Here is a 13,045-nt window from a genome sequence, read left to right on the forward strand (position 1 = left end):
TTGATAGGGTTAAACCCTAATCCGTTGCGGAGGAATAGATCATGAAGCTTGAGTTTTCAATTTATCGCTACAACCCGGACGTCGATGACGCGCCGCACATGCAAGAATATACGCTGGAAGCGGAAGAAGGCCGGGACATGATGTTGCTGGATGCGCTAATCCAGCTGAAAGAGAAAGATCCGACGCTGTCGTTCCGTCGCTCATGCCGTGAAGGTGTTTGCGGTTCCGATGGCCTGAATATGAATGGCAAAAACGGCTTGGCCTGCATCACGCCAATTTCAGCTTTGCAGAAAGGCAATAAGAAGATTGTGATTCGCCCATTGCCGGGGTTACCGGTGGTGCGGGATTTAGTGGTCGATATGGGGCAGTTTTATACTCAGTACGAGAAAATTAAACCTTACCTATTAAATGACGGCAAAAATCCGCCAGCACGTGAGCATTTACAGTCGCCTGCACAGCGCGAGAAGCTGGATGGTCTGTATGAGTGCATCATGTGTGCTTGCTGCTCAACCTCTTGCCCATCATTCTGGTGGAATCCGGATAAGTTTATCGGCCCGGCAGGGTTACTGGCCGCCTATCGCTTCCTGATAGATAGCCGTGATACCGAAACAACAGCACGTTTGGATGATCTGGACGACGCTTTTAGTGTTTTCCGCTGCCATAGCATCATGAATTGTGTCAGTGTTTGTCCTAAGGGCCTGAACCCGACCCAAGCGATTGGTCATATCAAATCTATGTTGTTACAGCGTAGCGCATGATAGTTACAGCGTAGCGCATGATAGCCAAAGTGTTGCTAATGGCAGCTACAGTGTAGCGAATGATTGTTATAACGTAGCGAATGATTGTTGCAACGCAGTGCGTGATGTGAGTTTATTAACCTGGGGAATGATTCCCCAGGTAGCTTCAAGGTAGGGAATCTCTAAAAGCCGGCACGCTGTCCGTTTTTAGAGGTTCCTTGAACGGGACCGCAAGGTCCATAACAGAACGTGCATTGAGCATGTCGAGTGAACCGTTTTTACGGCAAACCGTTGATATTACGGTGTATATGTTAACCACGGCGAAAACTGAAGCTTCAAAGCTTAAGGGATCATGATGCAGAACGGCGCAATGAAGGCCTGGCTGGATTCCTCCTATCTGGCGGGCGCGAACCAGTCCTACATAGAGCAGCTCTATGAAGACTTTTTAACTGATCCTGGTTCCGTTGATGATAGTTGGCGTTCAATTTTTCAACAACTACCAACGACGGGTGTAAAACCTGATCAGTTCCACTCTCAAACGCGTGAGTATTTCCGTCGCTTGGCGAAGGATCCCTCGCGTTATAACTCATCCATCAGCGATCCTGAAAATGATGCCAAGCAAGTCAAGGTGTTGCAGTTAATCAACGCCTTCCGCTTCCGCGGCCATCAACATGCCAACCTTGACCCACTCGGTTTGTGGAAGCAGGAGTCTGTCCCAGACCTCGAGCCTTCCTATCACAACCTGACTGAGGCCGATTTCCAGAACACCTTCAATGTGGGCTCTTTTGCTATCGGTAAAGAGACCATGAAGCTGTCTGACCTGTATGCAGCCCTAAAGCAGACCTACTGCGGCCCTATCGGCGCTGAATACATGCATATCACCAATACCGAAGAGAAACGCTGGCTTCAGCAGCGTATTGAATCGGTGGTCGGGAAACCGACATTCAGCGAAGAAGAGAAGCGCCGTTTCCTGAGCGAACTGACTGCCGCTGAAGGTCTGGAACGTTATCTCGGTGCCAAATTCCCCGGTGCTAAGCGCTTCTCGCTGGAGGGCGGCGATTCGCTGGTCACCATGCTCAAAGAGATGATCCGCCATGCCGGTAAAAATGGCACACGCGAAGTGGTGCTGGGAATGGCTCACCGTGGCCGCCTGAACGTATTGATTAACGTGCTGGGTAAGAAACCGGAAGACCTGTTTGATGAGTTCGCCGGTAAGCATAAAGAACATCTGGGTACGGGTGACGTTAAATATCATCAGGGCTTCTCGTCTGATGTGGAAACCGAAGGTGGTCTGGTTCACCTGGCGTTGGCCTTTAACCCATCCCATCTGGAGATTGTTAGTCCGGTGGTTATCGGTTCTGTGCGCGCACGTCGTGACCGTCTGGATGAAGCTCGCAGCAACATGGTATTGCCAATCACCATTCATGGTGATGCGGCGATTACCGGCCAGGGTGTGGTGCAAGAAACCTTGAACATGTCACAAGCTCGCGGCTATGAAGTCGGCGGGACTGTGCGCATTGTTATCAACAACCAGATTGGGTTTACTACCTCCAATCCGCTGGATGCACGTTCTACCCAGTACTGTACTGACATCGCTAAAATGGTACAGGCACCGATTTTCCACGTGAATGCGGATGATCCTGAAGCTGTGGCGTTTGTGACCCGTCTGGCGTTGGATTTCCGTAACACCTTTAAACGTGACGTGATGATCGATCTGGTTTGTTACCGCCGCCATGGGCATAACGAAGCTGATGAGCCAAGTGCAACCCAGCCAGTGATGTATCAGAAGATCAAAAAACACCCGACGCCGCGCAAAATCTATGCTGACAAGCTGACCGAGCAAAACATCGCGACCTTAGAAGATGCCACGGAAATGGTTAATCTGTACCGTGACGCATTAGACGGCGGCGAGTGTGTGGTGGAAGAGTGGCGTCCGATGAATCTGCAATCCTTCACGTGGTCGCCGTATCTGAACCATGATTGGGATGAAGAATATCCAAGCAAAGTTGAAATGAAACGCCTGCAAGATCTGGCGCGTCGTATCAGCCACGCACCGGAAGCCATTGAAATGCAATCCCGTGTTGCCAAGATTTATGGCGATCGCGCTTTGATGGCAAGCGGTGAAAAGCCATTCGACTGGGGTGGGGCTGAAACACTGGCCTACGCCACACTGGTTGATGAGGGGATTCCGATCCGCCTGTCGGGTGAAGATGCGGGGCGCGGAACCTTCTTCCATCGCCATGCCGTGATTCATAACCAGAAAAATGGCTCAGTTTATGTGCCACTGTCAAATGTGCACAGCGGGCAGGGTGATTTCCAGGTTTGGGACTCCGTGCTGTCGGAAGAAGCCGTTTTGGCATTCGAATATGGCTACGCCACCGCAGAACCTCGCACCCTGACTATCTGGGAAGCGCAGTTCGGTGACTTTGCCAACGGTGCTCAGGTGGTTATCGACCAGTTCATCAGCTCCGGTGAGCAGAAATGGGGCCGGATGTGTGGCCTGGTCATGCTGCTGCCACATGGCTACGAAGGCCAAGGTCCAGAGCACTCCTCTGCGCGGTTGGAGCGCTACCTGCAACTTTGTGCTGAACAAAACATGCAAGTGTGCATCCCATCAACGCCAGCACAGGTTTACCACATGATTCGCCGTCAGGCGCTCCGTGGTATGCGCCGTCCGCTGGTGGTGATGTCACCGAAGTCATTGTTACGTCATCCGTTAGCGATATCATCTCTGGATGAATTGGCGAATGGCAGCTTCTTGCCTGCTATCGGTGAAGTTGACGAAATGGACCCGAAAGGCGTTAAGCGTGTCGTGATGTGTTCTGGCAAGGTCTATTATGATCTGTTGGAACAGCGCCGCAAGAATGGGCAAACCGATGTCGCTATCGTGCGTATCGAGCAGCTTTATCCGTTCCCGCACCATGCCGTCCAGGCCGTGTTGGAGCAATTTGCTCACGTGCATGATTTCGTCTGGTGTCAGGAAGAGCCGCTTAATCAGGGGGCATGGTATTGCAGCCAACACAACTTCCGCGAAGTGATTCCATTTGGTGCTTCCTTGCGTTATGCAGGCCGCCCGGCGTCCGCTTCACCGGCAGTTGGATATATTTCCGTACACCAGAAACAACAACAAGCTCTGGTTAATGACGCGCTGACCGTTGAATAGCGAGCCGGTTAACACATAAAGGATAGAGAATGAGTAGCGTAGATATTAATGTTCCTGACCTCCCTGAGTCTGTCGCCGATGGTTCAGTCGCAACCTGGCACAAAAAACCGGGTGATAGCGTTAAGCGTGATGAAGTGTTGGTTGAGATTGAAACAGACAAAGTGATTCTGGAAGTTCCGGCCAGTCAGGACGGTATTTTGGACGCCATTTTGGAAGATGAGGGTGCAACTGTCACCTCACGTCAAGTTCTGGGTCGTATTCGTCCAAGTGATAGCTCAGGCAAGCCGACAGAAGAAAAAAGCCAGAGCACCGAGTCCACTCCTGCTCAGCGCCAGACGGCCAGCCTGGAAGAAGAGAGCAACGATAGCCTCAGCCCGGCCATTCGTCGTCTGATTGCAGAGCACGACCTTGATGCCAGCGCCATTAAAGGCAGCGGCGTTGGTGGTCGAATCACACGTGAAGACGTGGATAGTCATTTGGCAAACCGTAAAGCTGCACCAGCGGCGGTTGAAGCTAAAGTTGAAGCCGCAGCGCCAGTCGCATTGGCAGGCCGCAGTGAAAAACGTGTGCCAATGACTCGCCTGCGTAAACGTGTTGCTGAGCGTCTGCTGGAAGCGAAAAACAGCACCGCGATGCTGACCACGTTTAACGAAATCAACATGAAGCCAATCATGGATCTGCGTAAGCAGTATGGTGAAGCTTTCGAGAAACGTCACGGTGTCCGCTTGGGCTTTATGTCCTTCTATATCAAAGCGGTTGTCGAAGCACTGAAACGCTATCCTGAAGTGAATGCTTCCCTTGATGGCGAAGACGTGGTTTACCACAACTACTTCGATATCAGCATTGCTGTCTCTACCCCGCGCGGTCTGGTGACCCCAGTCTTGCGTGATGTAGATACTATGGGTATGGCAGATATTGAGAAGAAAATCAAAGAATTGGCCGTAAAAGGCCGTGACGGCAAACTGAAAGTTGAAGAGCTGACTGGCGGTAATTTCACTATTACTAACGGCGGTGTATTCGGCTCACTGATGTCGACTCCGATCATTAACCCACCACAAAGCGCGATCCTTGGCATGCATGCCATCAAAGATCGTCCAATGGCGGTAAATGGTCAGGTAGTGATTCTGCCAATGATGTATCTGGCACTGTCCTACGATCACCGCTTAATCGATGGCCGCGAGTCTGTCGGTTATCTGGTGACGGTGAAAGAGATGCTGGAAGATCCAGCTCGCTTGCTGCTCGACGTATAAAAAAGATAAATGACAAGGTTGGCCTGATTGCAAGGTGTTGAATACCTGCCTCCGTGCAATCAGGTTGCCTAGTAGGCTTCGGCCCATCTCAGACCTTATATGGATAGAACATCATGAATTTACACGAATATCAGGCAAAACAACTGTTTGCTCGGTATGGCATGCCAGCTCCAACTGGCTACGCCTGTAGCACACCGCGTGAAGCAGAAGAAGCCGCATCTAAAATCGGTACTGGCCCGTGGGTGGTTAAATGTCAGGTTCATGCAGGCGGTCGCGGTAAAGCGGGCGGCGTGAAACTGGTTAACAGCAAAGAAGATATTCGTGCTTTCGCTGAACAGTGGTTAGGTAAAAAACTGGTAACTTATCAGACAGATGCTCATGGTCAGCCGGTTCACCAGATTCTGGTTGAAGCTGCGACTGATATCGACAAAGAGCTGTATCTGGGCGCGGTTATCGATCGCAGCTCCCGTCGCGTGGTGTTTATGGCATCTACCGAAGGCGGCGTTGAAATTGAGAAAGTGGCCGAAGAGACGCCAGAACTGATCCATAAAATCGCACTGGATCCGTTGACTGGCCCGCAGCCTTATCAGGGGCGCGAATTGGCCTTCAAGCTGGGCCTGACCGGTAAGCAAGTGACTCAATTCACCAAGATCTTTATGGGTCTGGCAACACTCTTCCTGGAGCGTGATTTGGCGATGGTTGAGATCAACCCGCTGGTTATCACTAAACAGGGTGATCTGGTCTGCCTGGATGGCAAATTGGGCGCAGACGGCAATGCTCTGTTCCGTCAACCAGAACTGCGCGAAATGCGCGACCAGTCGCAAGAAGATGCCCGAGAAGCCCAAGCTGCACAGTGGGAACTGAACTATGTGGCGTTGGATGGCAACATTGGTTGCATGGTTAACGGTGCTGGTTTGGCAATGGGCACCATGGACATCGTGAAACTGCACGGTGGCGAACCGGCGAACTTCCTCGATGTGGGTGGTGGTGCAACCAAAGAGCGCGTGACTGAAGCCTTTAAAATTATTTTGTCTGACGACAAAGTGAAAGCGGTTTTCGTTAACATCTTCGGCGGCATTGTGCGTTGCGACCTGATCGCTGACGGCATTATTGGCGCAGTGGAAGAAGTGGGTGTTAGCGTGCCTGTGGTCGTTCGTCTGGAAGGGAACAACGCCGAACTGGGTGCCAAAAAACTGGCAGACAGCGGTTTGAATATCATTGCTGCGACCAGCCTGACAGATGCGGCTCAGCAAGTTGTAGCGGCAGTGGGGGCTAAATAATGTCAATTTTAATTAATAAAAATACCAAAGTTATTTGCCAGGGTTTTACCGGTAGCCAAGGGACTTTCCACTCTGAACAAGCTATCGCCTACGGCACAAAAATGGTTGGCGGTGTCACACCAGGCAAAGGCGGTACTCAACATCTGGGCCTGCCGGTCTTCAATACTGTGCGTGAAGCTGTAGAGACGACCGGTGCGACTGCATCTGTTATCTATGTGCCAGCACCGTTTTGCAAAGACTCGATTCTGGAAGCCATCGACGCCGGTATCAAACTGATTATCTGTATTACTGAAGGCATCCCAACGCTGGATATGCTGGTGGTAAAAGTCAGATTAGAACAGTCTGATGCGCGCATGATCGGCCCGAACTGCCCAGGTGTTATCACCCCTGGCGAATGTAAGATTGGTATCATGCCGGGTCATATTCACTTGCCAGGTAAAGTCGGTATCGTCTCTCGGTCAGGTACGTTGACTTATGAAGCGGTAAAACAGACAACTGACATTGGTTTTGGTCAATCGACCTGTGTCGGTATTGGTGGCGACCCAATCCCAGGTTCCAACTTTATTGATATTCTGAAGTTGTTCCAGGAAGACCCACAGACTGAAGTTATCGTGATGATCGGTGAAATCGGCGGTAACGCAGAAGAAGAAGCGGCAGCTTATATCAAAGAGCACGTGACTAAACCTGTTGTCGGTTACATTGCTGGCGTCACTGCGCCAAAAGGCAAACGTATGGGCCACGCAGGTGCCATCATTGCTGGCGGTAAGGGTACGGCAGATGATAAATTCGCGGCTCTGGAAGCAGCTGGCGTGAAAACAGTACGTAGCTTGGCTGAAATTGGTAATGCGGTTAAAGCGATATTGCCGCAGTAATCAATAAAACCGCAGTCTATACAGGCCACCTTTCGGTGGCCTTTTTAATGCTCAATCAGAACTTATTCAATGCAGTGATTAATGCAATATCCGTTTGCGCCTGTTGCTTAGCTTGCTCATTGCTGGCACTTGCGGCTTGCTGGCGCAAGGTGGCGAGTGCGGCATCGCAACTGGTTTTGTCCTTAAATAACTTATCCTTGACGTTAATCGACGCAATATTGGTGTAGCGACCATCAGCCGTTGTCGGTACTGAGATTGTGCCATTATTAATCAGTTTTTTAACGATTTTCCGTTCTTTTTCATAGCCTTTCAATCCAACTAATTGCCAGCGTTGCTGAGGTTTGCCCTCATATTTCCCCGCCTTAACATCGGTCAAATAGCGAATAGTCAGATTACGGATTGTGCCTGCCTCTTCACCGTAATCATCTTTACTGTCAGACAATATCAGGAATTTCTGCCCCTCAAGCACCCCACCTTTTTGCGTGAGATGGCCCATGCGATAGCTATTCATGCCCAGATGGATTGGCGTGATATCAATCACTGGTGTGCCGTCATTGAGGCGCAAATCAGTGATTCTCGAACCCGCCGGTTTGCTTAAATCAATGGTATAGGTCACGCCATCAAAGAAGTCATTGGTTGAATATTTGGAGGCGCGGCGCTGCGGATTAAAACTGTAAGTGACATCACCCGGCTTAACTTGATTAAAGTAGTCAGCCGACCACTCCATATACTGTTTTAACTCTTTGCCTGTCAGGGCATAAACCGTGATTTCACCACCGGCATATTGATAGTTAAATGCAATGTCTTTCGCGGTGATATTACCTACATTTAATTTCGGGCGGTCATTATCAATCTGTAGAGCGATGATTTGGGCTTGAGGGGCATAATAATGCGCGGCTTCCTGATACAGTGCGCTGATACCTGTATCTTGCACATGGACTTGGGGAATACCTTTAATCTCATCAGCAGGCACCAGATTGGTACCACTCAACTTAGCAATCACTCGGTTCGCATTGGCGCGCAAAATATCATGGTAAGGTTGATAAATGGCTTCCAGCTTTTTATCTGACTCGACATCTTTGATTGGGTAGGTGTAGCTGTCTTTATCGATCAGGTGATATTTGCCATCACGCTGTTCAAATTTCAGATCAATACGGGAAAGGGCGCGGCCATATTTATCCGGCTCAGTGATAATAACGCCGTTAACTACAGCCTTATCAATCTTCACATGCATATGACCCGCGACGATAGCCGCCAACTCTGGATTAGCTTTGGCGATATCGCCAACGCCAGTTCCAGGCCGCTGGTTCTCGTTATCGATCCCCATATGAGCGACCAGAATAATGGCGTCAACTTGTGGCTGGATTTGCTGAATGACTTTTTTGACTTCCTGCACCGGATCAGTGAAGTGGATACCGTTAATACGGTCAGTACCCTGCGCGAATTCAGCAGTCATTGGGGTATCCATCCCGATAATGCCGATTTTAACGCCCTGACGTTCGATGATTTTATAAGAGGGCAGGTAGGGCTTACCTGAGTCCCAGAAAATATTGCCTGCTAGTGCAGTGCCGTTAAATTGCTTTAAAGAGGTACCCAGTACTTTCAGACCGAAATCGAATTCGTGATTACCCATCACCCAGGCATCATACTTCAAGGCATTAAAGCCAAGGATCATCGGGCTGATAGGTTCATTCTTAAAGGTTTCAACAAAGTTGCCTTGGAGGGTATCACCGGCGTCCACCAGAATAATATTCGGCTGCTCAGCACGTATTTTTTGCACTTTGGTGGCGATTTGGCTCAGGCTACCAGCCAAATTTTCACTGTCGCTGGCATAATCCCAAGGCACAAAAGTACCATGGAGATCAGAGGTGCCAAGGATAGTAATATCAACTTGTTGCGCGGCAATGGAAGCGCTACTGACACAGAGTAATGTGGTAATGGCTATTTTTTTCATTGAGAGGATTCAATATTTTATCAAGTAATAGCACTTTATCATGCAACAAAATGGCAACACTTGCGAACGCTTCCCTCAGGATGGGCTAGTATATTTATATAAAACTCAGAATTGTGATTTAACTCACTCTGAATCTAATAAATTTAAAAGTTAATCTAGATCGCATAATAACGAAGTAATAATGCATTAGCTAAACCATAAAATTACATTTCATTAACAGTTCGGGTTATATAAAAACAATCGGACTTTTAATTAACATGAAAAAATAATTAATTGTTCTAAATCAACTTTTGAATATGGCAATAATATGGATATGCGCTTAAATTGTCCTAGATCAAACTACGGCATGATGGGTAAATAGCCTGTTTGTTGACCTGTATCCAGAACTCAACGCTGGGTCACGTAAAATCCTATTTATTGTGTGGGATTAGAAGCGTACTATTACCGCGGTGTAATACTGGGTAGTTGATATTGTTATTTTTGTTGTGTTTTTTTGGGCATTCACTGCGGGGCATTATGAGACTTTCGGTTTATATGGAAGTCTAGTAGCCGCAAGTCGGAGTCTTCCTGCGAGGAGCAAGGAGTCAAGATGTTTGATATTGTCGAACTGTCACGGTTACAGTTTGCCTTAACGGCAATGTACCATTTCTTATTTGTCCCACTTACGCTGGGTATGGCGTTTTTGTTGGCAATTATGGAATCGGTTTATGTGCTGTCCGGTAAACAAATCTATAAAGATATGACCAAATTCTGGGGTAAGTTATTTGCTATTAACTTTGCTCTGGGGGTTGCTACTGGTTTGACTATGGAGTTCCAGTTCGGGACTAACTGGTCATATTTCTCACATTACGTCGGCGATATCTTCGGTGCCCCTCTGGCAATCGAAGGTTTAATGGCGTTCTTCCTGGAATCTACTTTCGTCGGTCTGTTCTTCTTCGGTTGGGATCGTCTGAGTAAACATCAGCATTTGGCCGTAACCTGGCTGGTTGCATTAGGCTCTAACTTCTCTGCGCTGTGGATCTTGGTTGCAAACGGTTGGATGCAAAACCCGATTGCCTCTGATTTCAACTTTGAAACCATGCGTATGGAGATGCTGAGCTTCTCAGAACTGGTTCTGAACCCAGTTGCTCAGGTGAAATTCGTTCATACTGTGGCGGCAGGTTATGTTACCGGTGCGATGTTTGTTCTGGGTATCAGCTCTTACTATCTGTTGAAAGGCCGTGATATTCCGTTCGCCAAGCGCTCTTTTGCGATTGCTGCGAGCTTTGGTTTGGCCGCAACGCTGTCTGTTATTGTGCTGGGTGATGAATCTGGTTATGAAATGGGTGACGTGCAGAAAACCAAACTGGCTGCCATCGAAGCTGAATGGGAAACTCAACCGCCGCCAGCGGCCTTTACGCTGTTTGCGATCCCTAATCAGGAAACAATGGAGAACCGCTTTGCTGTTCAGATCCCATTCGCGCTGGGCATAATCGCGACCCGTTCGCTGGACACTCCGGTTATCGGCTTGCGTGATTTGATGTCTCAACATGAAGTGCGCATCCGTAATGGTATTCAGGCTTATAGTCTGTTAGAGAAATTACGCGCCGGTAATACTGATCCAGCCGTACGCGAGGCGTTCAGTAAAACTAAGCAAGATTTGGGCTATGGTTTGTTGCTGAAGCGCTATACGCAAAACGTCACAGATGCGACTGAAGAACAAATTCAGTTAGCCGCTAAAGACTCAATCCCGCGCGTTCTGCCGCTCTACTTCGCCTTCCGCATCATGGTGGCCTGTGGCTTCTTGATGCTGCTGATCATCGGTTTGTCGTTCTATAACGTCGTTCGTGGTCAGATTGGGCAGAAAAAATGGCTACTTCGTGCTGCATTGTTCGGTATTCCGTTGCCGTGGATTGCAGTAGAAGCCGGTTGGTTTGTGGCGGAGTATGGTCGTCAACCATGGGCCATCGGTGAAGTGCTACCGACAGCAATTGCAAACTCATCCGTGACTGCTGGGGATATCCTATTCTCAATGGGGCTGATTTGCGGTCTGTACACGCTGTTCCTGGTTGCAGAAATGTACCTGATGTTCAAATTTGCGCGCCTTGGGCCTAGCAGCCTGAAAACTGGCCGCTATCATTTTGAACAGCCGACTGCACCAGTGCAGGAAGCACGGTAAACAGGAGTCCACTTATGTTTGATTATGAAGTATTACGATTTATCTGGTGGCTGCTGATCGGTGTGCTGCTGATTGGTTTCGCAGTCACCGATGGTTTCGATATGGGTGTCGGTATTCTGCTGCGGATCATCGGTAAGAATGATACCGAACGTCGGATTATGATTAACTCGATTGCTCCTCACTGGGATGGCAATCAGGTTTGGTTGATCACCGCAGGTGGGGCGCTGTTTGCGGCCTGGCCAATGGTGTATGCCGCCGCATTCTCCGGCTTCTATATTGCGATGATTCTGGTGTTGGCCGCGTTATTCTTCCGTCCGGTCGGTTTTGACTACCGCTCGAAGGTGGAAGATAACCGCTGGCGCAACATGTGGGACTGGGGCATCTTTGTGGGTAGCTTCGTACCTGCGGTTGTGTTTGGTGTGGCGTTCGGTAACTTGCTGCAAGGCGTACCGTTCCACATGGACAGCTACATGCGTCTGTTCTACACCGGTAACTTCTTCCAGTTGCTGAACCCGTTTGGCTTACTGGCAGGTGTTGTCAGCTTAACCATGCTGGTCACCCAAGGGGCAACTTACCTGCAAATGCGTACACGTGGCGAGTTGCATCTGCGCTCCCGTGTCGCGGCACAGATTTCTGCCTTGGTGATGGCGGTTGCCTTCCTGCTGGCGGGTATCTGGCTAGTTAATGGCATTGATGGTTTTGTTATTACCTCAGCATTGGATACAGCTGCCCAATCTAACCCGATGCGCAAAGAAGTTGCACATCAGGCCGGTGCATGGTTGATTAATTTCAACAAGTACCCAAGCCTGTGGGCGCTGCCTGCTCTTGGGGTGATTCTGCCACTGTTTACTATCTTGTTGTCGCGCTTTGAAAAAGGGGCTTGGGCCTTCCTGTTTTCATCACTGACCATTGCCTGTGTGATTTTGACTGCTGGGGTCACCATGTTCCCGTTTGTGATGCCTTCAAGCACAGTGCCAAATGTTAGTCTGACAATGTGGGATGCGACATCTAGCCTGTTGACGCTGAAAGTGATGACCATTGTTGCGATCATCTTTGTGCCTATCATCTTGCTGTACACCAGTTGGTGTTACTACAAAATGTTCGGGCGCATTGATAAAGACTTTATCGAAAACAACAAGCATTCACTGTACTAAGGAGCATAAAGCATGTGGTATTTTGCCTGGATTCTAGGGACACTTCTGGCCTGCTCCTTTGGTATCATTACTGCTCTGGCGCTGGAGCAGAGTGAAGCCAACGCAGCAGCGAAAGCCGCTAATAATGGCGAAGATGATGTTGTCCGATAAGTTATATGAGTTAATGGATAAGGGCCCGCTTAGGGCCCTTTCACTGCTGCTCGCATTTGCTGTGGCTTTCTGTGTGTTTTGGGACCCTTCGCGTTTTGCGGCGGCAACCAGCTCACTTGAAGTCTGGCAAGAGGTGTTTATCGTGTGGGCAGTGTGTACTGGTGTGATTCATGGTGTAGGCTTTCGCCCTAAGCGGGTGTGGTTGCGCGCTTTTTTCTCACCACTTCCAGCAATTGTGATCTTGGGCGCGGGATTATTCTACTTTTTCGCTTAATCTGAACCTATATCGCCTAAATCTGCACAAAATCTCTCCTTATGGGCCTCCTG

At 49.2% G+C, this 13,045-nt stretch carries 10 protein-coding genes; 9 read left to right on the top strand and 1 reads right to left on the bottom strand.

The window, feature by feature from the left end:
• Positions 1 to 41 precede the first annotated feature (41 nt).
• The 5 genes from ACZ76_RS15240 to sucD all read left to right on the top strand — a co-directional run bounded on the left by ACZ76_RS15240 (position 42) and on the right by sucD (position 7,302).
• Positions 42 to 758 carry a succinate dehydrogenase iron-sulfur subunit gene (locus tag ACZ76_RS15240; RefSeq protein ID WP_048619686.1) on the top strand — a complete coding sequence of 239 codons (717 nt, stop codon included), beginning with the start codon at positions 42 to 44 and terminating at the stop codon, positions 756 to 758.
• Positions 759 to 1,092: 334 nt separating this feature from the next.
• On the top strand, positions 1,093 to 3,900 hold the full coding sequence (gene sucA, locus ACZ76_RS15245) for a 2-oxoglutarate dehydrogenase E1 component (protein WP_048619687.1): 2,808 nt from the start codon (positions 1,093 to 1,095) through the stop codon (positions 3,898 to 3,900).
• 29 nt (positions 3,901 to 3,929) lie between these two features.
• Positions 3,930 to 5,150: a 2-oxoglutarate dehydrogenase complex dihydrolipoyllysine-residue succinyltransferase gene (gene odhB / locus ACZ76_RS15250; protein WP_048619688.1), complete on the top strand. Its 1,221-nt coding sequence runs from the start codon at positions 3,930 to 3,932 to the stop codon at positions 5,148 to 5,150.
• Between the two features lie 113 nt (positions 5,151 to 5,263).
• On the top strand, positions 5,264 to 6,430 hold the full coding sequence (sucC, locus tag ACZ76_RS15255) for an ADP-forming succinate--CoA ligase subunit beta (RefSeq protein WP_048619689.1): 1,167 nt from the start codon (positions 5,264 to 5,266) through the stop codon (positions 6,428 to 6,430).
• Positions 6,430 to 7,302, top strand: coding sequence for a succinate--CoA ligase subunit alpha (gene sucD / locus ACZ76_RS15260; protein WP_048619690.1), 873 nt, complete (start codon positions 6,430 to 6,432; stop codon positions 7,300 to 7,302). The genes sucC and sucD overlap by 1 nt, the downstream gene beginning before the upstream one ends.
• Positions 7,303 to 7,357: 55 nt before the next feature.
• Here the strand turns inward: sucD and ACZ76_RS15265 are convergent, their stop codons facing one another.
• Positions 7,358 to 9,256 carry a bifunctional metallophosphatase/5'-nucleotidase gene (locus tag ACZ76_RS15265; protein WP_048619691.1) on the bottom strand — a complete coding sequence of 633 codons (1,899 nt, stop codon included), beginning with the start codon at positions 9,254 to 9,256 and terminating at the stop codon, positions 7,358 to 7,360.
• Positions 9,257 to 9,845: 589 nt separating this feature from the next.
• On the opposite strand from ACZ76_RS15265, the gene cydA reads away from it, so the two are divergent.
• The 4 genes from cydA to ybgE are packed head-to-tail and all read left to right on the top strand — an operon-like array spanning position 9,846 to position 12,992.
• Complete coding sequence (gene cydA, locus ACZ76_RS15270) at positions 9,846 to 11,414, top strand: cytochrome ubiquinol oxidase subunit I (protein ID WP_048619692.1); 1,569 nt, start codon at positions 9,846 to 9,848, stop codon at positions 11,412 to 11,414.
• A gap of 14 nt (positions 11,415 to 11,428) precedes the next feature.
• Positions 11,429 to 12,568 carry a cytochrome d ubiquinol oxidase subunit II gene (gene cydB, locus ACZ76_RS15275; RefSeq protein WP_048619693.1) on the top strand — a complete coding sequence of 380 codons (1,140 nt, stop codon included), beginning with the start codon at positions 11,429 to 11,431 and terminating at the stop codon, positions 12,566 to 12,568.
• Positions 12,569 to 12,580: 12 nt separating this feature from the next.
• On the top strand, positions 12,581 to 12,718 hold the full coding sequence (gene cydX / locus ACZ76_RS15280; protein ID WP_004393309.1) for a cytochrome bd-I oxidase subunit CydX: 138 nt from the start codon (positions 12,581 to 12,583) through the stop codon (positions 12,716 to 12,718).
• On the top strand, positions 12,705 to 12,992 hold the full coding sequence (gene ybgE, locus ACZ76_RS15285) for a cyd operon protein YbgE (RefSeq protein ID WP_049599449.1): 288 nt from the start codon (positions 12,705 to 12,707) through the stop codon (positions 12,990 to 12,992). The genes cydX and ybgE overlap by 14 nt, the downstream gene beginning before the upstream one ends.
• Positions 12,993 to 13,045 lie beyond the last annotated feature (53 nt).

Source organism: Yersinia aleksiciae (assembly GCF_001047675.1).
Taxonomy (GTDB): domain Bacteria; phylum Pseudomonadota; class Gammaproteobacteria; order Enterobacterales; family Enterobacteriaceae; genus Yersinia; species Yersinia aleksiciae.

Excerpts from the sequence above, each read along its gene's own strand:
- odhB (WP_048619688.1), top strand. The coding sequence starts at position 3,930 with ATGAGTAGCGTAGATATTAATGTTCCTGACCTCCCTGAGTCTGTCGCC.
- sucD (WP_048619690.1), top strand. The coding sequence starts at position 6,430 with ATGTCAATTTTAATTAATAAAAATACCAAAGTTATTTGCCAGGGTTTT.
- ybgE (WP_049599449.1), top strand. The coding sequence starts at position 12,705 with ATGTTGTCCGATAAGTTATATGAGTTAATGGATAAGGGCCCGCTTAGG.
- cydX (WP_004393309.1), top strand. The coding sequence starts at position 12,581 with ATGTGGTATTTTGCCTGGATTCTAGGGACACTTCTGGCCTGCTCCTTT.
- ACZ76_RS15265 (WP_048619691.1), bottom strand. The coding sequence starts at position 9,256 with ATGAAAAAAATAGCCATTACCACATTACTCTGTGTCAGTAGCGCTTCC.
- sucC (WP_048619689.1), top strand. The coding sequence starts at position 5,264 with ATGAATTTACACGAATATCAGGCAAAACAACTGTTTGCTCGGTATGGC.
- sucA (WP_048619687.1), top strand. The coding sequence starts at position 1,093 with ATGCAGAACGGCGCAATGAAGGCCTGGCTGGATTCCTCCTATCTGGCG.
- cydA (WP_048619692.1), top strand. The coding sequence starts at position 9,846 with ATGTTTGATATTGTCGAACTGTCACGGTTACAGTTTGCCTTAACGGCA.
- cydB (WP_048619693.1), top strand. The coding sequence starts at position 11,429 with ATGTTTGATTATGAAGTATTACGATTTATCTGGTGGCTGCTGATCGGT.
- ACZ76_RS15240 (WP_048619686.1), top strand. The coding sequence starts at position 42 with ATGAAGCTTGAGTTTTCAATTTATCGCTACAACCCGGACGTCGATGAC.